25 protein-coding genes are annotated in these 21,456 nt (G+C 61.8%); 15 read left to right on the plus strand and 10 right to left on the minus strand.

Annotated elements, in window-relative coordinates:
* Positions 1 to 46 precede the first annotated feature (46 nt).
* On the minus strand, positions 47 to 457 hold the full coding sequence (locus ACZ445_RS28335) for an NINE protein (RefSeq protein ID WP_162276412.1): 411 nt from the start codon (positions 455 to 457) through the stop codon (positions 47 to 49).
* A 268-nt stretch (positions 458 to 725) separates the two neighbouring features.
* Here ACZ445_RS28335 and ACZ445_RS28340 point away from each other — a divergent pair, with 268 nt between their 5' ends.
* Positions 726 to 1,361: a C40 family peptidase gene (locus ACZ445_RS28340; RefSeq protein WP_058426558.1), complete on the plus strand. Its 636-nt coding sequence runs from the start codon at positions 726 to 728 to the stop codon at positions 1,359 to 1,361.
* A gap of 127 nt (positions 1,362 to 1,488) precedes the next feature.
* Here ACZ445_RS28340 and ACZ445_RS28345 read toward each other — a convergent pair whose 3' ends face one another.
* Positions 1,489 to 2,523, minus strand: coding sequence for a type IV pilus twitching motility protein PilT (locus ACZ445_RS28345; protein ID WP_058426557.1), 1,035 nt, complete (start codon positions 2,521 to 2,523; stop codon positions 1,489 to 1,491).
* A gap of 57 nt (positions 2,524 to 2,580) precedes the next feature.
* On the opposite strand from ACZ445_RS28345, the gene ACZ445_RS28350 reads away from it, so the two are divergent.
* From ACZ445_RS28350 to ACZ445_RS28390, 9 genes are all read left to right on the plus strand, one after another.
* Positions 2,581 to 3,267 (plus strand): YggS family pyridoxal phosphate-dependent enzyme, encoded by a 687-nt coding sequence (locus ACZ445_RS28350; RefSeq protein ID WP_464707818.1) that lies wholly within the window; start codon positions 2,581 to 2,583, stop codon positions 3,265 to 3,267.
* Between the two features lie 33 nt (positions 3,268 to 3,300).
* Positions 3,301 to 4,119: a pyrroline-5-carboxylate reductase gene (proC, locus tag ACZ445_RS28355; protein WP_058426555.1), complete on the plus strand. Its 819-nt coding sequence runs from the start codon at positions 3,301 to 3,303 to the stop codon at positions 4,117 to 4,119.
* Positions 4,120 to 4,128: 9 nt separating this feature from the next.
* Positions 4,129 to 4,719, plus strand: a complete 591-nt coding sequence (locus ACZ445_RS28360; protein ID WP_058426554.1) for a YggT family protein — start codon at positions 4,129 to 4,131, stop codon at positions 4,717 to 4,719.
* A gap of 201 nt (positions 4,720 to 4,920) precedes the next feature.
* Entirely contained in the window at positions 4,921 to 6,060 is a 1,140-nt protein-coding gene (gene metX / locus ACZ445_RS28365; protein WP_464707819.1) for a homoserine O-succinyltransferase MetX, read from the plus strand.
* A gap of 7 nt (positions 6,061 to 6,067) precedes the next feature.
* Positions 6,068 to 6,688, plus strand: a complete 621-nt coding sequence (gene metW / locus ACZ445_RS28370; protein ID WP_034109956.1) for a methionine biosynthesis protein MetW — start codon at positions 6,068 to 6,070, stop codon at positions 6,686 to 6,688.
* A 21-nt stretch (positions 6,689 to 6,709) separates the two neighbouring features.
* Positions 6,710 to 7,144, plus strand: coding sequence for a DUF4426 domain-containing protein (locus tag ACZ445_RS28375; RefSeq protein WP_058426552.1), 435 nt, complete (start codon positions 6,710 to 6,712; stop codon positions 7,142 to 7,144).
* Positions 7,141 to 7,737 (plus strand): RdgB/HAM1 family non-canonical purine NTP pyrophosphatase, encoded by a 597-nt coding sequence (gene rdgB / locus ACZ445_RS28380; protein ID WP_179030392.1) that lies wholly within the window; start codon positions 7,141 to 7,143, stop codon positions 7,735 to 7,737. The genes ACZ445_RS28375 and rdgB overlap by 4 nt, the downstream gene beginning before the upstream one ends.
* Positions 7,734 to 8,936: a radical SAM family heme chaperone HemW gene (gene hemW / locus ACZ445_RS28385; RefSeq protein ID WP_058426550.1), complete on the plus strand. Its 1,203-nt coding sequence runs from the start codon at positions 7,734 to 7,736 to the stop codon at positions 8,934 to 8,936. Before rdgB ends, hemW begins: the two co-directional genes overlap by 4 nt.
* Positions 8,937 to 8,954: 18 nt before the next feature.
* Positions 8,955 to 9,278, plus strand: coding sequence for a DUF3392 domain-containing protein (locus tag ACZ445_RS28390; RefSeq protein ID WP_464707820.1), 324 nt, complete (start codon positions 8,955 to 8,957; stop codon positions 9,276 to 9,278).
* A 141-nt stretch (positions 9,279 to 9,419) separates the two neighbouring features.
* Here the strand turns inward: ACZ445_RS28390 and trmB are convergent, their stop codons facing one another.
* The 4 genes from trmB to ACZ445_RS28410 all read right to left on the minus strand — a co-directional run bounded on the left by trmB (position 9,420) and on the right by ACZ445_RS28410 (position 11,651).
* Positions 9,420 to 10,145 (minus strand): tRNA (guanosine(46)-N7)-methyltransferase TrmB, encoded by a 726-nt coding sequence (gene trmB, locus ACZ445_RS28395; protein WP_058426548.1) that lies wholly within the window; start codon positions 10,143 to 10,145, stop codon positions 9,420 to 9,422.
* A gap of 9 nt (positions 10,146 to 10,154) precedes the next feature.
* Positions 10,155 to 10,949 (minus strand): thiazole synthase, encoded by a 795-nt coding sequence (locus tag ACZ445_RS28400; RefSeq protein WP_058426547.1) that lies wholly within the window; start codon positions 10,947 to 10,949, stop codon positions 10,155 to 10,157.
* Positions 10,950 to 11,001: 52 nt separating this feature from the next.
* The gene (gene thiS, locus ACZ445_RS28405; protein WP_058426546.1) at positions 11,002 to 11,202 is read right to left on the minus strand and encodes a sulfur carrier protein ThiS; all 201 of its coding nucleotides are present in this window, start codon (positions 11,200 to 11,202) and stop codon (positions 11,002 to 11,004) included.
* A 71-nt stretch (positions 11,203 to 11,273) separates the two neighbouring features.
* Positions 11,274 to 11,651 carry a DUF423 domain-containing protein gene (locus ACZ445_RS28410; RefSeq protein WP_058426545.1) on the minus strand — a complete coding sequence of 126 codons (378 nt, stop codon included), beginning with the start codon at positions 11,649 to 11,651 and terminating at the stop codon, positions 11,274 to 11,276.
* A gap of 75 nt (positions 11,652 to 11,726) precedes the next feature.
* On the opposite strand from ACZ445_RS28410, the gene mtgA reads away from it, so the two are divergent.
* Positions 11,727 to 12,449: a monofunctional biosynthetic peptidoglycan transglycosylase gene (gene mtgA, locus ACZ445_RS28415; RefSeq protein WP_058426544.1), complete on the plus strand. Its 723-nt coding sequence runs from the start codon at positions 11,727 to 11,729 to the stop codon at positions 12,447 to 12,449.
* 108 nt (positions 12,450 to 12,557) lie between these two features.
* Here mtgA and rpoH read toward each other — a convergent pair whose 3' ends face one another.
* The 4 genes from rpoH to ftsY all read right to left on the minus strand — a co-directional run bounded on the left by rpoH (position 12,558) and on the right by ftsY (position 16,572).
* Positions 12,558 to 13,412, minus strand: a complete 855-nt coding sequence (gene rpoH, locus ACZ445_RS28420; RefSeq protein WP_016972967.1) for an RNA polymerase sigma factor RpoH — start codon at positions 13,410 to 13,412, stop codon at positions 12,558 to 12,560.
* A 129-nt stretch (positions 13,413 to 13,541) separates the two neighbouring features.
* A complete protein-coding gene (ftsX, locus tag ACZ445_RS28425; protein ID WP_177074294.1) occupies positions 13,542 to 14,567 on the minus strand; it encodes a permease-like cell division protein FtsX in 1,026 nt (341 codons plus the stop codon).
* Positions 14,564 to 15,235 carry a cell division ATP-binding protein FtsE gene (gene ftsE, locus ACZ445_RS28430; RefSeq protein ID WP_003176700.1) on the minus strand — a complete coding sequence of 224 codons (672 nt, stop codon included), beginning with the start codon at positions 15,233 to 15,235 and terminating at the stop codon, positions 14,564 to 14,566. Before ftsE ends, ftsX begins: the two co-directional genes overlap by 4 nt.
* Positions 15,232 to 16,572, minus strand: coding sequence for a signal recognition particle-docking protein FtsY (ftsY, locus tag ACZ445_RS28435; RefSeq protein WP_464707821.1), 1,341 nt, complete (start codon positions 16,570 to 16,572; stop codon positions 15,232 to 15,234). The genes ftsE and ftsY overlap by 4 nt, the downstream gene beginning before the upstream one ends.
* Positions 16,573 to 16,803: 231 nt before the next feature.
* On the opposite strand from ftsY, the gene ACZ445_RS28440 reads away from it, so the two are divergent.
* The 4 genes from ACZ445_RS28440 to ACZ445_RS28455 all read left to right on the plus strand — a co-directional run bounded on the left by ACZ445_RS28440 (position 16,804) and on the right by ACZ445_RS28455 (position 21,436).
* Positions 16,804 to 18,159, plus strand: coding sequence for a M16 family metallopeptidase (locus tag ACZ445_RS28440; protein WP_179030153.1), 1,356 nt, complete (start codon positions 16,804 to 16,806; stop codon positions 18,157 to 18,159).
* Positions 18,152 to 19,642 (plus strand): M16 family metallopeptidase, encoded by a 1,491-nt coding sequence (locus tag ACZ445_RS28445; RefSeq protein WP_058426540.1) that lies wholly within the window; start codon positions 18,152 to 18,154, stop codon positions 19,640 to 19,642. Before ACZ445_RS28440 ends, ACZ445_RS28445 begins: the two co-directional genes overlap by 8 nt.
* On the plus strand, positions 19,642 to 20,250 hold the full coding sequence (gene rsmD / locus ACZ445_RS28450) for a 16S rRNA (guanine(966)-N(2))-methyltransferase RsmD (protein ID WP_058426539.1): 609 nt from the start codon (positions 19,642 to 19,644) through the stop codon (positions 20,248 to 20,250). Before ACZ445_RS28445 ends, rsmD begins: the two co-directional genes overlap by 1 nt.
* A gap of 190 nt (positions 20,251 to 20,440) precedes the next feature.
* Entirely contained in the window at positions 20,441 to 21,436 is a 996-nt protein-coding gene (locus ACZ445_RS28455; protein ID WP_179040719.1) for a hydrolase, read from the plus strand.
* Positions 21,437 to 21,456: the final 20 nt, after the last annotated feature.

Genomic DNA, 21,456 nt, shown 5'->3' on the forward strand with positions numbered 1-21,456 from the left:
CACCGCTATCGGGGGCAAGCCCCCTCCCACATCCAGAAGTTAAAGATCAGCGGCCGCTGTTGCGCTCGGCATTGCGGATCGATATCTGCGTATTCAACGTCCAGAAGTCATACAGCACCCCCACCAGGAACAAACCGCCGGTCAGCAGGTAGATCAGGCCGGTGATCCATTTGCCCTGGTACATGCGGTGCACGCCAAATACCCCGAGAAACGCCAACAGGATCCAGGCCACGTTGTATTCGATGGGCCCGGCGGTGAACCTCAGGTCCGCTTCACGGTCCATGGCCGGGATCAGGAACAGGTCGATCAGCCAGCCAATACCCAGCAAGCCAAAGGTGAAAAACCAGATCGTGCCGGTCACCGGCTTGCCGTAATAGAAGCGATGCGCCCCGGTAAAACCGAAAATCCACAGCAGGTAACCGATCACCTTGCTGTGGGTGTCTTGCTGCTCGCCAATCTGCTGATAGGTGTTCATCGCGTACCTCTTTTGCCTCGATAGATAAATTTTTTCATTTTCTTTGTGACTTTTTTACGGGCGCCCGACGTACGGCAAATGGTATCTTCCCTGCCCTGAAAGCCTTATGCCACCTGACTTGTGTAGGACAATTGCGGCGAATCGTCGCGTTTTTCCTGATTTTGACGTCAAGGTTCAGTCGACAAACGGCCTGAGAACGACACAAAAAGCTGTTATAAAGTTGCGCGCAAACCCATAAGAGCCACGCCTAATGCGACCATTTTTCAAGACATGGCTAACCATTTGCCTATTAATGCCACTGGCCGCCCACGCCACCAATCGTGAGCAACGACTTCCCAACGTTAACGGTTTCACCCCTAAAGTCCACAGCACGCCAAGCACCGCCAAGTCGGTCAAGCTGACCGTCAACCGCCCGACTCAACTGAGCAAGGCCCACGGTAAAGCCACGGCTGGCCTGGTAGGCGTCAACACCAAGCAGAGCAGCACTGTGCTCAGCCGCGCCGTCAACGTGCTCGGTACTCCTTATCGTTGGGGCGGCAGCAGCCCAAGTAAAGGGTTCGACTGCAGCGGTTTGGTGAAATATGCCTTCAACGACGTCGCGGCCGTGGATTTGCCGCGCACTTCCAACGCCATGGCCGCCGGCCACGGACAGAAGGTTGATCGCAAGGACCTGAAACCGGGTGACCTGCTGTTCTTCAAGCTGAAAAGTCGCCAGGTGAACCACGTTGCCATCTACCTGGGCAACGACCGCTTCATCCACGCACCACGCCGTGGCAAGGCGGTCAGCATCGACACGCTGAAAAAACCGTTCTGGGACAAGAACTACGTGATTGCCAAGCGGGTATTGCCCAAAGAGCAGAACAACCTGCGGGTGGTCCAGCGCTGATTCCAGGCTGGAATGCGGTGGGTGAACAATGTGGGAGGGGGCTTGCCCCCGATTACAGTGGGTCAGCTACAAATAAGCTAACTGATCCACTGCTATCGGAGGCAAGCCCTCTCCCACATTTGGACCTTCATATTTCCCCAGGCACCCTCGCCTTCTGCTGCGCCTCTTCCCGACTGATCACCCCCTCCCCGACCAACGCCTTCAAGCTCATATCCAGCGTCTTCATCCCCAGCGCCCCACCCGTCTGGATCGCCGAGACCATCTGCGCCACCTTGTCCTCACGGATCAGATTGCGAATAGCCGGCGTACCCAACATGATTTCATGGGCCGCCACCCGCCCCCCGCCGATCTTCTTCACCAGAACCTGGGACACCACTGCCTGCAACGACTCCGACAGCATCGAGCGGACCATGGCCTTTTCCCCCGCCGGGAACACGTCCACCAGCCGGTCCACGGTCTTTGCCGCCGACGAGGTGTGCAAGGTGCCGAACACCAGGTGCCCGGTCTCAGCCGCCGTCAGGGCCAGGCGGATGGTTTCCAGGTCGCGCAGTTCGCCCACCAGGATCACGTCCGGGTCTTCCCGGAGCGCCGAGCGCAGGGCAACGGAAAAGCTGTGGGTATCGCGATGCACCTGGCGTTGGTTGATCAACGCCATTTTCGGCGTGTGGATAAATTCGATGGGGTCTTCGAGGGTCAGGATATGTTGGCGTCGATGCCGATTGAGAAAATCGATCATCGCCGCCAGGGTGGTGGACTTGCCCGAGCCGGTGGGGCCGGTCACCAGTACCAGGCCGCGCGGCAGCTGGGCAATACGCTGGAACACCTCCCCCAGGCCGAGACGCTCCAGACTCTGGACCTCGGACGGAATGGTGCGAAACACCGCGCCCATGCCACGGTCCTGCCGGAACACATTGACCCGGAACCGTGCTACACCGGGCAGTTCGAAGGCAAAATCCGTTTCAAGAGATGTTTCGAAATCCTTTTGTTGGTGCTGATTGAGCAATGGGCTCAACAAGTCCGCCACTTGCGGGGGTGAAAGCACCGGCCCATCCAGCGGCCAGACCTCGCCATCCACCCGCAGCATCGGCGCCAGGCCGGCGGACAAATGCAGGTCGGAGGCACCACGGCACACGCTGGCCGTGAGTAATTCAGTGATATCCATAGGGCTTTCCATTTCCAGTAGAATGCCGCGGACTCCATATCCACGGGCGCATCTTGAATGTCGACGATAGCAGACAACATCGGCCAGGTTAGCCAGCGCATCCGCGCCGCAGCCGAGGCTGTGCAACGTGACACAAGCAGCATCCACCTGCTGGCCGTGAGCAAAACCAAACCCGCGCAGGCAGTGCGCGAAGCCTATGCCGCCGGCATGCGCGACTTTGGCGAGAACTATCTGCAGGAAGCCCTTGGCAAACAGGCCGAATTAACCGACCTGCCCTTGAGTTGGCACTTCATCGGCCCCATTCAATCGAACAAGACGCGCGCTATCGCCGAGAACTTCGCCTGGGTGCATTCCGTGGACCGCCTCAAAATTGCACAACGCCTGTCCGAACAACGCCCGGCCGACCTGCCACCGCTGAACATCTGCATCCAGGTCAACGTCAGCGGCGAAGCCAGCAAGTCCGGCTGTACACCCGCCGACCTGCCAGCCCTGGCCAACGCTATCAGCGCCCTGCCGCGCCTGAAGCTGCGTGGCCTGATGGCAATCCCCGAGCCGACCGAAGAGCGCGCCGCGCAAGATGCAGCCTTCGCCACCGTGCGCGAGCTGCAAGCCAGTTTGAACCTGCCGCTGGACACACTTTCCATGGGCATGAGCCACGACCTTGAGTCGGCCATTGCCCAAGGCGCCACCTGGGTGCGGATCGGTACCGCCCTGTTTGGCGCCCGCGACTACGGCCAGCCATGAAATGGCTGACTTCCATTTAGCTAAGGACCTGTCATGAAAGACACGCGTATAGCCTTTATCGGCGCCGGTAACATGGCGGCCAGCCTGATCGGTGGCCTGCGGGCCAAGGGCCTGGATGCCGCGCAGATCCGCGCCAGCGACCCGGGCGCAGACACCCGTGCCCGCGTCAGCGCCGAGCACGGTATTGAAACCTTTGCCGACAACGCCGAGGCCATCCAGGGCGTTGATGTGATCGTGCTGGCAGTGAAGCCGCAGGCCATGAAGGCCGTGTGCGAAAGCCTGCGCCCAAGCCTGCAGCCGCAGCAACTGGTGGTGTCCATCGCCGCCGGCATCACCTGCGCCAGCATGAACACCTGGCTCGGCGCCCAGCCGATCGTGCGCTGCATGCCCAACACCCCGGCCCTGGTCAGCCAGGGCGTGAGCGGCTTGTACGCTACCGCCGAAGTGAGCGCCGAACAACGCGACCAGGCGCAAGAGCTGCTGTCCGCCGTGGGCCTCGCCCTGTGGCTGGAACAGGAGCAGCAACTGGACGCGGTCACCGCCGTATCCGGCAGCGGCCCGGCGTATTTCTTCCTGCTGATCGAAGCCATGACTGCCGCCGGCGTGAAACTGGGCCTGCCCCAGGACATCGCCAAACAGCTATCCGAGCAGACTGCCCTCGGCGCCGCACGTATGGCGGTGGCCAGCGATGTGGACGCCGCCGAGTTGCGCCGTCGCGTGACCTCCCCTGGCGGCACCACACAGGCGGCCATCGAGTCGTTCCAGGCCGGGGGCTTTGAAGCCCTGGTGGAAAAAGCATTGGGTGCCGCTGCGCACCGCTCGGCGGAACTCGCCGAACAACTGGGCAAATAAGGAGCCAACATGATTGGTTTGAACACCGCAGCCGTCTACGTGCTGCAAACCCTCGGCAGCCTCTACCTGCTGATCGTCCTGATGCGCTTTGTGCTGCAACTGGTGCGTGCGAACTTCTACAACCCGCTGTGCCAGTTCATCGTCAAGGCCACCCAGCCGCTGCTCAAGCCGTTGCGCCGGATCATCCCGAGCCTGTTCGGCCTGGACATGTCGTCGCTGGTACTGGCGATCCTGGTGCAGCTGGCCTTGATGGCGCTGACCCTGCTGCTGACCTACGGCACCACCGGAAATTTCGTACAGTTGCTGATCTGGGCCATCATCGGCGTGACCGCGCTGTTCCTGAAGATCTTCTTCTTCGCCCTGATCATCAGCGTGATCCTGTCCTGGGTCGCCCCCGGTAGCCACAACCCTGGCGCAGAGCTGGTGAACCAGATCTGCGAGCCGGCCCTGGCGCCGTTCCGCCGCCTGCTGCCGAACCTCGGCGGCCTGGATATCTCGCCGATCCTGGCGTTCATGGTGCTCAAGTTGCTGGACATGCTGGTGATCAACAACCTGGCGGCCATGACCATGATGCCGGACATTCTGCGTCTGCTGATCTGACACGGATCAAATGTGAGAGCGGGCTTGCTCGCGAAGGCGGTGGTTCAGTCGCTACACAAGTTGACTGACACACCGCCTTCGCGAGCAAGCCCGCTCCCACATTTTCAAACTGCACACTGAATTCAATCCGCGCAGGCCTTTGCTTGCCGCTAGGTGCAGCGGTCTTTAGACTTACGCCTCATTTAAACGAGAGCAGGGTCGATGCCAGCTGCCTTTCCCCCCGATTCTGTTGGACTGGTCGTGCCCCAAGTGGTGCACTTCAGCGAACCACTGGCCCTGGCCTGCGGCCGTTCGCTGCCCGCCTACGACCTGATCTATGAAACCTATGGCCAACTGAACGCCACGGCGAGCAACGCCGTGCTGATCTGCCACGCCCTGTCCGGCCATCATCACGCGGCCGGTTTCCATTCGGTCGACGAGCGCAAGCCCGGCTGGTGGGACAGTTGCATCGGCCCCGGCAAGCCCATCGACACCAACAAGTTCTTTGTGGTCAGCCTGAACAACCTCGGCGGCTGCAACGGCTCAACCGGCCCCAGCAGCCTCAACCCGGAAACCGGCAAGCCATTCGGCGCCGACTTCCCGGTGCTCACCGTGGAAGACTGGGTGCATAGCCAAGCGCGCCTGGCCGACCGGCTGGGCATCAGCCAGTGGGCTGCGGTGATCGGCGGTAGCCTGGGCGGCATGCAGGCACTGCAATGGACCATCACCTACCCGGACCGCGTGCGACACTGCCTGGCAATCGCCTCGGCCCCCAAGCTGTCGGCGCAGAACATCGCCTTCAACGAAGTGGCGCGCCAGGCCATCCTCACCGACCCGGAGTTCCACGGTGGTTCGTTCCAGGAAGCCGGCGTGATTCCCAAGCGCGGCCTGATGCTGGCGCGGATGGTCGGGCATATCACCTACCTGTCCGATGACTCCATGGGCGAGAAATTCGGCCGTGGCCTCAAGAGCGAGAAGCTCAACTACGACTTCCACAGCGTCGAGTTCCAGGTGGAAAGCTACCTGCGCTACCAGGGCGAGGAGTTCTCGGGACGTTTCGACGCCAACACCTACCTGCTGATGACCAAGGCGCTGGACTACTTCGACCCGGCCGCCAACCACGACGACGACCTGGCGAAAACCTTCGAAGGCGCCACGGCCAAGTTCTGCGTGATGTCGTTCACCACCGACTGGCGCTTCTCTCCGGCGCGCTCCCGTGAGCTGGTGGACGCGCTGATGGCGGCACGCAAAGACGTCTGCTACCTGGAGATCGATGCACCGCAAGGCCACGACGCCTTCCTGATCCCGATCCCGCGTTACTTGCAGGCGTTCGGCAATTACATGAACCGGATTACTGTGTGAGAACGCCATGAGAGCCGACCTGGAAATCATCCAAGACTGGATCCCCGCCGGCAGCCGCGTGCTCGACCTGGGCTGTGGCGATGGCGAACTGCTGAGCTGGCTGCGCGACAACAAGCAAGTCACCGGCTACGGCCTGGAAAACGACCCGGACAACATCGCCCAGTGCGTGGCCAAGGGCATCAACGTGATCGAGCAGGACCTGGACAAGGGCCTGGGCAACTTTGCCAGCAACAGCTTCGACATCGTGGTGATGACCCAGGCCCTGCAGGCGGTGCACTACCCGGACCGCATCCTCGACGAAATGCTGCGCGTCGGCCGCCAGTGCATCATCACCTTCCCCAACTTCGGGCACTGGCGCTGCCGCTGGTACCTGGCCACCAAGGGCCGCATGCCGGTGTCGGACTTCCTGCCGTACACCTGGTACAACACGCCGAACATCCACTTCTGCACCTTCGAAGACTTCGAAGCCCTGTGCAGTGAGCGTGAAGCCAAGGTGATCAACCGCCTTGCCGTCGATCAACAGCATCGTCACGGCTGGGCAAGTAAACTATGGCCCAACCTGTTGGGCGAAATCGGTATTTACCGGGTCAGCAGTCCTGGCCTGACGGATCACAAGATTGCCGTCTAATCATCTTCAAGAGGGACGCTCATGAAACGCCTGGCTGTATTTCTATTGACCGCGTGCCTGGGCGCCAGCGCCATGGCCGCCGACGCTATCGACGCCAATCGCAAGAAAGACTTCGGTGACATCACCGTGCATTACAACACCTTCACCTCCAGCTTCCTGCAACCGGAAACCGCCCAGGCCGTCGGCGTGGTGCGCAGCAAGGAGAAGGGCTTGATCAACGTGACCGTGATCAAGGGCGTGACCCCGGTGGCCGCGCAAGTGACCGGCACCATCAAGGACTTGGGCGGCAAGAGCGAAGTCCTGACGTTCAAGCAGATCAACGAGAAAGGCGGCATCAATTACCTGGCGCCCTACTCCGTGACGCAGCGCGAATACAAGACGTTTACCATCAACGTTGAAACCGGCGGCAAAGCCCATAGCTTCCAGTTCAACCAGGAACTGTTTCCGGCGGAATAATGAACCTCACCCAACTCGTACTGGCCAGCCATAACGCCGGCAAACTCAAAGAACTCCAGGCAATGCTCGGTGACTCCGTGCAACTGCGCTCCATCGGCGAGTTCAGCCAGGTGGAACCGGAAGAGACCGGCCTGTCGTTCGTCGAGAACGCCATCCTCAAGGCACGCAACGCCGCACGTATCTCCGGCCTACCGGCGCTGGCGGATGACTCGGGGCTGGCCGTCGATTTCCTCGGCGGCGCACCGGGCATTTATTCGGCACGTTACGCCGACGGCAAGGGCGACGCCGCCAACAACGCCAAGCTGCTGGACGCCCTCAAGGACGTGCCGGACGCCGAACGCAGCGCACAGTTCGTCTGCGTGCTGGCCCTGGTACGGCATGCCGATGACCCGCTGCCGATCCTGTGCGAAGGCCTGTGGCACGGGCGCATCCTGCATGCCGCCAGTGGTGAGCATGGGTTTGGCTATGACCCGCTGTTCTGGGTACCGGAGCGTAACGTTTCCAGTGCCGAACTGAGCCCGGCCGACAAGAATCAGATCAGCCACCGTGCTCGCGCAATGGATTTGCTGCGCCAACGCCTGAGCCTGAAATGACCCAGAACACCTCTGCGCAGCCGCTGATCCACGGCGGCGCGCAAACACCTCGGGCGGCCTTGCCTGTGCTGCCGCCCCTGGCGCTGTACATCCACATCCCGTGGTGCGTGCGCAAATGCCCTTATTGCGACTTCAACTCCCACACCGCCAGCCAAGTGCTGCCGGAAGAAGAGTATGTGGACTCGCTGCTGGCGGACCTCGATCAGGACCTGCATGCGGTTTACGGCCGTGAGCTGAGTTCGATCTTCTTCGGCGGCGGTACGCCAAGCCTGTTCAGCGCCGCAGCGCTGGGGCGGCTGCTCAAGGGTGTGGAAGCCCGCATCCCGTTTGCCGGCGATATCGAGATCACCCTGGAAGCCAACCCCGGGACGTTCGAGCAAGAAAAGTTCGTGGCCTATCGCAAGCTGGGGATCAATCGCCTGTCCATAGGCATCCAGAGCTTCCAGCAGGAAAAGCTAGAGGCCCTGGGCCGCATCCACAATGGCGACGAAGCCGTACGCGCCGCCGGCATGGCACGCCAGGCTGGCTTTGATAACTTCAACCTGGACTTGATGCACGGGCTGCCCGATCAGTCCCTGGACGACGCCTTGAGCGACTTGCGCCAGGCCATCGCGCTGAAGCCGACGCACTTGTCCTGGTACCAGCTGACCCTGGAACCCAACACCGTATTCTGGAACCAGCCGCCTGCGCTGCCGGAAGATGACACCCTTTGGGATATCCAGGAAGCCGGCCAGGCGCTGCTCGCCGAGCACGGTTATGCGCAATATGAAGTGTCGGCCTATGCCCAACCGGGTCGCCCGGCGCGGCATAACCTCAATTACTGGAGCTTCGGTGACTTCATCGGCATCGGCGCCGGCGCCCACGGCAAGCTCAGCCACCCGGACGGGCGCATCGTGCGCACGTGGAAGACGCGGGCACCGAAGGACTACCTCAACCCGGCCAAAAGCTTCCAGGCCGGCGCGAAGGAACTGACTAACGAAGAGCTGCCATTCGAGTTCCTGATGAACGCCCTGCGCCTCACCGAAGGCGTCGAGGCCAGGCTCTACGCCGAGCGTACCGGCCTGGAGCTGGCGAGCCTCGATGAAGGCCGCCGCGAGGCAGAACAAAGTGGCTTAATGCAGGTCGAACCGTCACGCCTGGCGGCGACCGACCGCGGGCAACTCTTTCTCAATGATCTGTTGCAGAAGTTTTTGAGCTGACGCTCTTAAGGAAATCGAATGGATTTGGTACTCGACCTGCTCGCCACCGTGTCCCGCTGGAGCCGTAGCAACCTGTCGGAAATCTCCCTGGCCCTGGTGGGCTGCCTGTTGGTGCTGTTTGGCGCCGACATCAAGGGCTGGATCGAAGCACGCCTGGGCGGCATCGCGGGTGCGTTGCGCGTGCCGTTGATGGCGCTGGTGTGCATGATCGGCAGCGGCGCGGCGTTGATCTATGCCACGCCGTGGATTGTGCGGGGATTGAGCCAATTCAATAACTACAGCCTGGCACCGGTGTTGATTGTGGTTCTGGTACTGATCGGCGTAGTCGCAGATCGTCGCTGATCCAAAGCACACTGCAAAAACAAATGTGGGAGGGGGCTTGCCCCCGATTACAGTGGGTCAGCTACAGATAAGCTGACTGATCCACCGCTATCGGGGGCAAGCCCCCTCCCACATTTGATTGCATTTGAAATCAGGGGCCGGTTACGCCAACTTCTCGAACTTCAGATCCCAAACGCCATGCCCCAGCCGCTCACCACGACGCTCGAACTTGGTGATCGGACGCTCGGCCGGGCGTGGCACGCATTTGCCGTCTTCAGCCAGGTTGCGGTAGCCGGGGGCCACGTTCATCACTTCCAGCATATATTCCGCATACGGCTCCCAGTCGGTGGCCATGTGCAGGATGCCGCCCACTTTCAGCTTGCTGCGCACCAGCTCCGCAAAGGAGGCCTGGACGATGCGGCGCTTATGGTGACGGGCTTTGTGCCATGGATCCGGGAAGAACAGCATCAGGCGGTCGAGGCTGTTGTCGGCGATGCAGCGGTTGAGCACTTCGATCGCGTCGCAGTCATAGACCCGCAGGTTCGTCAGGCCTTGGGTCAACACGCCGTTGAGCAGCGCGCCTACACCCGGGCGGTGGACTTCCACGCCGATAAAATCCTGGTCCGGCGCAGCGGCGGCCATTTCCAGCAGGGAGTGGCCCATGCCGAAGCCGATTTCCAGGGAGCGCGGGGCCGAACGGCCAAACACCTGGTCGTAGTCCACCGGCGCGTCGGCCAATGGCAACACGAACAGCGGCGTGCCTTGCTCCAGACCCTTTTGCTGGCCTTCGGTCATGCGACCGGCGCGCATCACAAAACTCTTGATGCGGCGGTGCTTGGACTCGTCGCCTGCTTCCAGGGTGTTCGGCGTTTCGTTTGATTCAGTCATCAATGGCTCTTACTTGATCAGACCATCCAGCGGCGAGGAGGCGCTGGCGTAGAGTTTTTTCGGCATGCGACCGGCGAGGTAGGCCAGGCGGCCCGCGACGATGGCGTGGTTCATGGCTTCGGCCATCAGGATCGGTTGCTGGGCGTGGGCGATGGCCGAGTTCATCAGCACCGCGTCGCAGCCCAGTTCCATGGCGATGGTTGCGTCGGAGGCCGTGCCCACGCCCGCATCCACCAGCACCGGGATCTTGGCTTCTTCGAGGATGATCTGCAGGTTGTATGGATTGCAGATACCCAGGCCGGAACCGATCAGACCCGCCAGTGGCATCACCGCGATGCAGCCGATTTCCGCCAGTTGCCGCGCAATGATCGGGTCATCGCTGGTGTAGACCATCACGTCGAAACCTTCCTTGACCAGGGTTTCGGCGGCCTTGAGGGTTTCGATCACGTTGGGGAACAGGGTTTTCTGGTCGGCCAGCACTTCCAGCTTCACCAGGTTGTGGCCGTCGAGCAGCTCACGGGCCAGGCGGCAGGTGCGCACGGCTTCAATGGCGTCGTAGCAACCGGCGGTGTTCGGCAGGAAGGTGTAGCGGTCCGGCGACAGCACTTCGAGCAGGTTCGGCTCGCCTTCGATCTGGCCGAGGTTGGTGCGGCGCACGGCGAAGGTGACGATCTCGGCGCCCGAGGCTTCGATGGCCAGGCGGGTTTCTTCCATGTCGCGGTACTTGCCGGTGCCGACCAGCAGGCGGGACTGGTAGGTACGGCCAGCCAGGACGAAAGGCTTGTCGCTACGAACGATGCTCATGGGAAATCCTCGGAATGGGGTGAGGTTCTGCAGAATTCAGGAAACTGCGCGATCAGCCGCCGCCGATGGCGTGGACCACTTCGACCTGGTCGCCTTCGGCGAGTGCGGTCTCGGCGTGCAGGCTACGCGGGACGATATCCAGGTTGAGTTCCACTGCGACACGGCGCCCGGTGAGGTCCAGGCGGGTCAGCAGGGCCGCAACGGTTTCACCGTCGGGCAGTTCAAAGGATTCGCCGTTCAACTGAATGCGCATGCCACGGGCCGCCATCGTTTTTAGGGGTCGGCATTCTAGCCCGATTGAGGTTGCCGGCCCAAGTCCCTTGGTCAGGCCGCCTGCAAGCGCCACGCCGCCAGACCCAGGAAGAACCAGCCAAGCAGGAAGGCCAGGCCGCCAAACGGCGTGATGATCCCAAGCTTGCTGATGCCGGTCAGGGTCAGCACATACAGGCTGCCGGAGAACAGCAGGATGCCAACGGTAAACGAGATGCCTGCCCAGCTGACCAATCGGCCAGGAATATGCGCCGCCAGCAGCGCCACGCCGAACAGTGCCAGGGCATGCACCAACTGGTAGGTCACGCCGGTGTGGAAGATCGCCAGGTACTCAGCGCTCAGGCGGTTTTTCAGGCCGTGGGCGGCGAAGGCGCCAAGGGCGACACCGGTGAAGCCGAAAAAGGCAGCCAACATCAGAAAGCCACGCAGCATGAGGAACTCCAGTCAGACTCATAGGGCAGGGTCTGTATAATGGCCCGCTCAACGGGTTCGGCCAAGCCATCTCTTATGCTGCGTCTCCTCTTCAAACGCCTTCTCAACGTCGTCAAATGGTTTGCCATTGGCAGCGTGCTGCTGGTGCTGCTGTTTCGTGTCGTCCCGCCGCCCTTCACCGCGCTGATGGTGGAGCGTAAGGTCGAGTCCTGGTTCGACGGCGAGCCCATTGACCTGCAGCGCACCTGGGTACCGTGGGACGAGATCTCCGATGACCTCAAAGTGGCGGTGATGGCCGGTGAAGACCAGCGCTTCCCGCAGCATTGGGGCTTTGATTTCGGTGCGATCCAGGCGGCGATCCTGCACAACGAGCGCGGCGGCTCGATTCGCGGCGCCAGTACGTTGAGCCAACAAGTGTCGAAGAACCTGTTCCTGTGGGCCGGCCGCAGTTATCTGCGCAAAGGCCTGGAAGCCTGGTTTACCGGGTTGATCGAGGTGCTGTGGCCCAAGCAGCGGATTCTTGAGGTGTACCTCAACAGCGTGGAGTGGGACGAAGGCGTGTTTGGCGCGGAAGCGGCGGCGCGGCATCACTTTGGGGTGAGTGCCAAGGGGTTATCGCGGCAGCAGGCCAGCTATCTGGCGGCTGTTTTGCCCAATCCACGGGTGTGGAGTGCCAGTCATCCGACGGCGTATGTGGCAAGGCGGGCGGCGTGGATTCGTCAGCAGATGGGGCAGTTGGGTGGGGATGGGTATCTGGTGGAGTTGAACAACTCGCGCAAGGCGCCTTGGTCCGACTGACACAACACAAAAACAAATGTGAGAGGGGGCTTGCCCCGATAGCGGTGGATCAGTCACCTTGATGTTGACTGACACTCTGCTATCGGGGGCAAGCCCCCTCCCACATTTTTAGGCGGCGATGGACAGTTTCAGCTTGTTCATCGCGCTTTTCTCAAGCTGACGAATCCGCTCGGCCGACACGTTGTACTTCTGCGCCAGGTCATGCAGCGTGGCTTTATCTTCTGCCAGCCAGCGCTGGTAGAGGATGTCACGGCTGCGGTCGTCCAGCACTTCCAGCGCTTCGTGCAGGTTGTGGTTGGAGTTGTCGCTCCAGTCCGCATCCTCCAGTTGACGCGCCGGGTCGTACCGGTGGTCTTCCAGGTAGTTGGCCGGCGATTGGAACGCGCTGTCGTCGTCCGCTTCAGCAGCGGGGTCGAAGGCCATGTCATGGCCGGTCAGGCGGCTTTCCATCTCGCGCACTTCACGCGGCTCCACGCCGAGGCTTTCGGCCACGCGGTGCACTTCCTCGTTGTTCAGCCACGCCAGGCGTTTCTTCTGGCTGCGCAGGTTGAAGAACAGTTTGCGCTGGGCCTTGGTGGTCGCGACTTTCACGATGCGCCAGTTGCGCAGGATGAACTCGTGGATTTCAGCCTTGATCCAGTGCACGGCAAACGACACCAGGCGCACACCCATTTCGGGGTTGAAGCGCTTTACAGCCTTCATCAGGCCGACGTTGCCTTCCTGGATCAGGTCAGCCTGGGCCAGGCCGTAGCCGCTATAGCTACGGGCGATATGTACGACAAAACGCAGGTGGGCGAGCACCATCTGCCGAGCCGCCCCCAAATCCTGCTCATAGTAGAGACTCTCGGCCAGTTCACGCTCCTGCTCGGGCGTCAGCAATGGAATGCTGTTGACCGTGTGCACATAGGCTTCCAGGTTCGCACCCGGGACCAAGGCATAAGCAGGTTGCAAAGAAGTGGTCATACGAAAAAACCTCCGACTCACATAACTCGTGCAGTGAAGCACTGCGAAAATTGACCGGGAACCGTAGGACAAGTTCCCTAAACCACCAATACGGTCAATACAAACGAAACCACATTAATCTGACATTAACTACTTCGGTGCCAGCTCACGTAAATGACGAGCGACCGCAATCCAAGCACCGATATACCCCAACAATACCGCGCCAAGCAAGAGACTCAGACCATCGGCTACCGGCACGCCAGCCAGGGCGAAATCACTGCCGTAGAGTCCGGCAAGCCCGACAACCGCGTCGTTCAGCCAGTCCAGGCCAAAAGCCAGCACGCCCCAGGACAAAATCCCGGCACCAAAGCCATAAAGCGCGCCCATGTACAGAAAAGGCCGACGCACATAGCTGTCCGTGCCGCCGACCAGTTTAATCACTTCTATCTCGGTGCGACGGTTTTCAATATGAAGACGAATGGTATTACCTATCACCAAAAGTAATGCAGACACCAACAGCACTGTCAGACCGAACACAAAGCGGTCGCCCAGCTTGAGGATCGCCGCCAGGCGCTCTACCCAGACTAGATCAAGTTGCGCCTGTTGCACCTTGGGCATCTCTGCGAGTTTTTGTCGCAGGGCTTCCAGCGCCGGCTTGTCCACCTCGTTCGGCGTCACAAGGACCACGCCCGGCAGCGGGTTCTGTGGCAGCTCCTTGAGCGCCTCGCCCAGGCCGGATTGTTGCTGGAACTCTTCCAGCGCCTGATCGCGGCTGATGTACTCGGCATCCGCCACGCCGGGGATGTTCTTGATGTCGTCGCGTAACGCTTCGCCATCTTTGGCACTGGCGTCGATATTCAGGTACAGCGAAATCTGCGCTGCGCGCTGCCAGGAACCGCCCAGGCGCTCCACATTATTAAGCAGTAGCGACAGGCCCATCGGCAGGCTCAGGGCCACTGCCATCACCAGGCAGGTGAAAAAGCTGCCGATCGGCTGCTTGCCCAGGCGGCGCAGGCTGTCGACCAGGCTGGCGCGATGGCTTTCGATCCAGGCGCGCAGCAAGGTGCTGAAGTCCGGACCGTCGTCATCGTGGTCGTGTTTTTTCTTCTGCGGTTGCGGGTCGGCCGGTTTCGGCGCCACGCGCTCGGAGACTTTAGGGCTGCGTGTTGCACTCATACGCCGGCCTCCCCGTCACCAATCAGGCGGCCGCGTTGCAGAGTGAGCATGCGATGGCGCATGCGCGCGATCAGTGCCAGGTCGTGGCTGGCGATCAGCACGCTGGTGCCCAGGCGGTTGATGTCTTCGAACACGCCCATGATCTCGGCCGCCAGGCGCGGGTCGAGGTTACCGGTGGGTTCGTCCGCCAGCAGCAGGGCCGGGCGGTGGACGATGGCGCGAGCGATGCCAACGCGTTGTTGCTGGCCGGTGGACAGGTCGCCGGGGTAAAGGTCGGTCTTGTCCGACAGCGCCACGCGCTCCAGGGCCGAATCCACACGCTTGATGATCTCGGCCTTGGACAGCCCGAGGATCTGCAACGGCAGCGCCACGTTATTGAACACGGTGCGATCAAACAGCAACTGGTGATTCTGGAACACCACGCCGATCTGACGGCGCAGGAACGGGATCTGCGCATTGCTGATGGTGGCCAGGTCCTGGCCCGCCAACAGCAGCTTACCGGTGGTCGGGCGTTCCATGGCCAGCAGCAGGCGCAACAACGTACTTTTGCCGGCGCCGGAGTGACCGGTTACAAATAGAAACTCGCCGCGCCGCACTCGAAAGCTCAGCTCATGCAAGCCGACATGCCCGTTGGCATAGCGTTTACCGACCTGTTCGAATCGAATCATGAACGCTCCCGCTCGGCAAACAGTGCCTGTACAAAGGGTTCGGCTTCAAAGGTGCGCAGGTCGTCGATGCCTTCACCAACGCCGATATAACGAATCGGCAACCCGAACTGTTTGGCCAGGGCGAAGATCACACCGCCCTTGGCCGTGCCGTCGAGCTTAGTCAATGCCAGCCCGGTCAGCTGTACCGTCTGGTTGAATTGTTTGGCCTGGCTGATGGCGTTCTGGCCGGTGCCGGCATCCAGCACCAACAGAACCTCGTGTGGCGCATCTGCGTCGAGCTTGCCAATCACGCGGCGAACCTTTTTCAGCTCTTCCATCAAATTGTCTTTGGTGTGCAGGCGACCGGCGGTATCGGCGATCAGCACATCGATGTTACGGGCCTTGGCGGCCTGCACGGCATCGAAGATCACCGAGGCGGAATCGGCGCCGGTGTGCTGGGCGATGACCGGGATCTTGTTGCGCTCGCCCCACACCTGCAGTTGTTCCACCGCGGCGGCACGGAAGGTATCGCCGGCGGCCAGCATGACTTTCTTGCCTTCGGACTGCAGCTTCTTGGCCAGCTTGCCGATGGTGGTGGTCTTGCCGGCGCCGTTGACGCCCACCACCAGGATCACGAACGGCTTCTTCGGGGTGATCACCAGCGGCGCTTCCACCGGCTTGAGCATGGCGGCCAGCTCGGCCTGCAGGGATTTGTAAAGCGCGTCGGCGTCTGTCAGTTGCTTGCGCGCGACCTTCTGGGTGAGGCTCTGGATGATCACGGCGGTGGCTTCAACGCCTACGTCGGCGGTGAGTAGGCGGGTTTCGATGTCTTCCAGCAGTTCGTCATCGATGACCTTCTTGCCGAGGAACAGGCTGGCCATGCCTTCGCCGATACTGGCGCTGGTTTTGCTCAGGCCTTGCTTGAGGCGGGCGAAGAAGCCGGTCTTGCTGGTTTCGGCAGGGGCGACGACGGGCTCCGGCTCGATCACCGCAGGCACAGCCACCTCGGCCACAACCGGAATCGGCGGGGTGACGTGCTCAGCCTGCACATCTTCAACCAGCGCCACGGGTTCTTCGGCCACCGGCAGTTCCAGCCACGGTTTGTGCTCGGGTTCCGGCTCGGGTTCCGGCGCAGCCTCGACGACCGGCTGCAACACCGGCTCGGCCATCGGCAACACCACCGGCGCCGGGGTTTCGGCAACCGGTTCGGCTTCTACTATGGGTTCTGGGATAGGTTCAGGTTGAACCGGCGGCTGTTTGTCGACGGTTTCCTGCGGCTTTTTGCGCAGCCATCCGAACAGGCCTTTCTTCTCGCCAGCCGCAGCTGGGGTCTTCTTGTCGTCGTTGGAACCAAACATGGAGACGGCTATCTCAAGGTAGCGACGCGCCAAGGGGCGCGTCGGTAAATAAAATTCGATGCGTAACAGACTGTTTTTAAGCCAGCTCGTTCATGCGCAACATTTTGAAGGCCAAAATAGGGCCTCAACAAGACAGCCGCAGTGACCGTCCCTTAGTCGGATCAGTATCCTAGCACCTCCTCGCCCGCCGACGCTAAGACCAAGCGGGCAGCCCAACAGGTTTAAAAACGAATGAATGCTCTAGCCCGCCGCGCCGCAGGCCTGCTGTTCAGTACAGTTTGTCTGCCTCTTTCAGCCTTGGCTGCCGACCCACAACCCACCCATGAATTCACCCTGGACAACGGCCTCAAGGTGGTCGTACGTGAAGACCATCGCGCGCCGGTGGTGGTTTCACAGGTCTGGTACAAGGTCGGTTCGAGCTACGAAACCCCGGGCCAGACCGGTTTGTCCCACGCCCTGGAACACATGATGTTCAAGGGCAGCGCCAAGGTTGGCCCCGGCGAAGCCTCGCTGATCCTGCGTGACCTGGGTGCCGAAGAGAACGCCTTCACCAGTGATGACTACACCGCTTATTACCAGGTGCTGGCCCGCGACCGCCTGGGCGTCGCCTTCGAGCTGGAAGCCGACCGCATGGCCAGCCTGCGCCTGCCGGCCGACGAGTTCAGCCGCGAAATCGAGGTGATCAAGGAGGAGCGCCGCCTGCGCACCGACGACAACCCGATGTCCAAGGCCTACGAGCGCTTCAAGGCCATGGCCTTCCCGGCCAGCGGCTACCACACGCCGACCATCGGCTGGATGGCCGACCTGGACCGCATGAAAGTCGAAGAGCTGCGCCACTGGTACCAATCCTGGTACGTCCCGAACAATGCCACGCTGGTGGTAGTCGGCGATGTCACCCCGGACGAGGTAAAGAACCTGGCCCAGCGCTACTTCGGCCCGATCCCCAAGCGTGATGTGCCTCCGGCCAAGATCCCGATGGAACTGGCCGAGCCCGGCGAGCGCCTGCTGACGATGCATGTGAAAACCCAGTTGCCGAGCGTGATGCTGGGCTTTAACGTGCCGGGCCTGGCCACCGCCGAAGACAAACGTTCGGTGCAGGCCCTGCGCCTGATCTCGGCCTTGCTGGACGGCGGCTACAGCGCCCGTATCTCCGAACAGTTGGAGCGTGGTGAAGAGCTGGTTTCCGCCGCCTCCACCAACTACGACGCCTACACCCGTGGCGATACCCTGTTCATGCTGAGCGCCACGCCGAATCAACAGAAGAAGAAAACCGTCGCCCAGGCCGAAGCCGGCCTGTGGCGCCTGCTGGAAGAGCTGAAGGCCAAGCCGCCGAGCACCGAAGAACTGGAACGCATCCGCGCCCAGGTCATTGCCGGCCTGGTCTACCAGCGTGACTCCATCACCAGCCAGGCCACGGCCATTGGCTCCCTGGAGACCGTCGGCCTGTCCTGGAAACTGATGGACACGGAACTCGCCGACCTGCAAAGCGTGACCCCGGAAGATATCCAGAAAGCCGCGCGCACCTATTTCACCCGCGAACGTCTGAGCGTCGCCCATGTTTTGCCCGAGGAGACCGCTCATGAGTGATCGCAAAAGCAGCCGCCTGATCTTCCCCGGCCTGGTCGTCGTCACCCTGATCGCCGCCAGCGCCGTGTACTTCCTGCGCCCCAGCGACTCCGTCGCCAGCCCGGCATTGGAAAAAGCCCAATCGAGCAACCAGCTGCAATCCCTGGCAGAACTGGACGGCAAGGCGCCGACCAACCGCAAGCTCGACGTGCAGACCTGGACCACCGCCGAAGGCGCCAAGGTGCTGTTCGTCGAAGCCCATGAACTGCCGATGTTCGACATGCGCATCCTGTTCGCCGCCGGCAGCAGCCAGGACGGCAACGTACCGGGCCTGGCGCTGATGACCAACGCCATGCTCAACGAAGGCGTGCCGGGCAAGGATGTGAGCCAGATCGCCCGTGACTTCGAAGGCCTGGGCGCAGACTTCGGCAATGGCGCTTACCGCGACATGGCGCTGGTGTCCCTGCGCAGCCTCAGCGACAGCAGTAAACGCGACGCGGCCCTGAGCCTGTTTGATGAAGTGATCGGCAAACCGACCTTCCCGGCCGATTCCCTGGCCCGGATCAAGAACCAGATCCTCGCCGGCTTCGAGTACCAGAAGCAGAACCCCGGCAAGCTGGCCAGCCTTGAACTGTTCAAGCGTCTGTACGGCGATCACCCTTACGCGCACCCGAGCGAAGGCACGCCCGAGAGCGTGCCGAAGATTACCCTCGCGCAGTTGCAGGCGTTCCACGCCAAGGCTTACGCAGCGGGCAACGCGGTGATTGCGGTGGTGGGTGACCTGACCCGCGCCGAAGCCGAGGCCATGACGGCCAAGGTTTCTGCATCGCTACCCAAGGGCCCGGCGCTGGCGAAGATCGCCCAGCCGACCGAACCCAAACCGGGCCTGAGCCGTATCGAGTTCCCCTCCAAGCAAACCCACCTGTTGTTCGCGCAACTGGGCATCGATCGTGCCGACCCGGACTACGCAGCCTTGTCCCTGGGTAACCAGATCCTCGGCGGCGGCGGTTTCGGCACTCGCTTGATGAGCGAAGTGCGTGAAAAACGTGGTTTGACCTACGGCGTGTACTCCGGCTTCTCGCCGATGCAGGTACGCGGCCCGTTCATGATCAACCTGCAGACCCGCGCAGAAATGAGCGGCGGCACCCTGCGCCTGGTCGAGGACGTGGTGGCCGATTACCTCAAGACCGGCCCGACGCAAAAGGAACTGGATGACGCCAAGCGCGAGCTGGCCGGCAGCTTCCCGCTGTCGACCGCGAGCAATGCCGATATCGTCGGGCAGTTGGGCGCGATGGGTTTCTACAACCTGCCGCTGACCTATCTGGAAGATTTCGTGAAACAATCCCAGGCCCTGACCGTAGAGCAGGTCAAGGCTGCAATGAACAAACACTTGAGCGCCGACAAGATGGTCATCGTGACCGCCGGCCCGACGATTGCGCAAAAGCCACTACCGCCCCCCACTGATAAACCCGCCGAGCAGCCGCTCGGGGTTCCGGAGCATTAATGGCCAGTTCATCTCGCCCGAAAAAACCTGTCCACAACGTGCATAACGGTGTGGGCCAACTGCGCATCATTGGCGGCGAATGGCGCAGCCGCAAGCTGAGCTTCCCCGACGTCGTAGGCCTGCGCCCGACGCCGGACCGCGTGCGTGAAACCCTGTTCAACTGGCTGGCCCCGTACATCGCAGGCGCCAAGGTGCTGGACCCGTTCGCCGGCAGCGGTGCGCTGTTCCTGGAGGCGCTGTCCCGTGGCGCCGCCCTGGGCCAGGCGCTGGACGCCAGCAATGTGGCGGTGTCCAGCCTCAAGGAACACCTGGGCACCCTGCGCTGCACCACCGGCCAGGTGCAAACCGCCGACGCCCTGCGCTACCTGGAGACCCAGCCGGCCAGCGAATTCGACGTGGTGTTCCTCGACCCGCCGTTCAACCAGAACCTGCTGCCGACCGTGTGTGCGTTGCTGGAAGAACGCCAATGGCTGGCGGCGGATTCGTGGATCTACACTGAAAGCGAGACCGCCCCTTCTACCCTGGGCTTGCCGGCCACTTGGCGTTTGCACCGGGAACAGAAGTCCGGACGGGTGTATTACGCGTTGTGGCAACGTAGCGCCGCCTGACCTCTGTTTGTGGCGAGCGGGCTTGCCCCGCGTTGAGCTGCGCAGCAGCCCCAAAACCAGCAATGATGTTCTAACTGACTATTCGCGGTGTTATTGATGGGGCCGCTTCGCAGCCCAACGCGGGGCAAGCCCGCTCGCCACAACAAGCCCGCTCGCCACAGAAAGCCTGCCCGCCACAACAGAGAGTTTCATGAAGCCTACCGTCGACCTGTTCACCCCCGCCTTCGGCCTCGGCAACCCCCACCTGCAAACACTGTGGGGGCCGCTGTGGCGCCCCACCACCCACATCGAACGCCAACGCGAACGCCTGTGGCTGGACGACGGCGACTTCCTCGACCTCGACTGGCATGGCCCCCATGATGCACAAGCGCCGTTGGTGCTGGTGCTGCATGGGTTGACCGGTTCCTCCAACTCGCCCTACGTGGCCGGCCTGCAAAAAGCCCTGGCCGCGCAAGGCTGGGCCAGCGCGGCGTTGAACTGGCGTGGCTGCTCGGGCGAGCCGAACCTGTTGGCGCGCAGCTATCACTCAGGCGCCAGCGAAGACCTGGCCGCGGCGATTGCCCATCTGCGGGCCAAGCGACCGCTGGCGCCGCTGTATGCGGTGGGTTACTCACTGGGCGGCAATGTGCTGCTCAAGCATTTGGGCGAAACCGGCGAGGCATCGGGGCTGCAAGGCGCGGCGGCAGTGTCGGTGCCGTTTCGCCTGGACCAATGCGCAGACCGCATCGGCCTGGGCTTTTCGCGGGTCTATCAGAAGCATTTCATGCGGGAAATGCTGGCGTATATCCGCATCAAGCAAAGCCGCTTTCTACAGGACGGCCGGGCGGAGGGATTGAAGACGCTTGAGGCCCTGGGCTCATTGGACAAGATGCGCACGTTCTGGGACTTCGACGGCCGGGTCACCGCGCCTTTGCACGGTTTCTTGAGTGCCGAGGACTACTACCGCCGAGCTTCGAGCCGCTATTACCTGGGTGGCATCCGTACGCCCACCCTGATCATCCAGGCGGCTGATGACCCGTTTGTGTTTACCCACAGCCTGCCCGAGGCCAGTGAACTGTCGACGAATACGGAATTTGAGCTGCTGGCCAAGGGTGGGCATGTGGGGTTTGTCGACGGCTCACTCAAACGCCCAAGTTACTACTTGGAACGCCGCATCCCCGAATGGCTGCTGACACAGCGCGGTTAATAATGTGGGAGCGGGCTTGC

The sequence above is a fragment of the Pseudomonas allii genome, assembly GCF_055380095.1.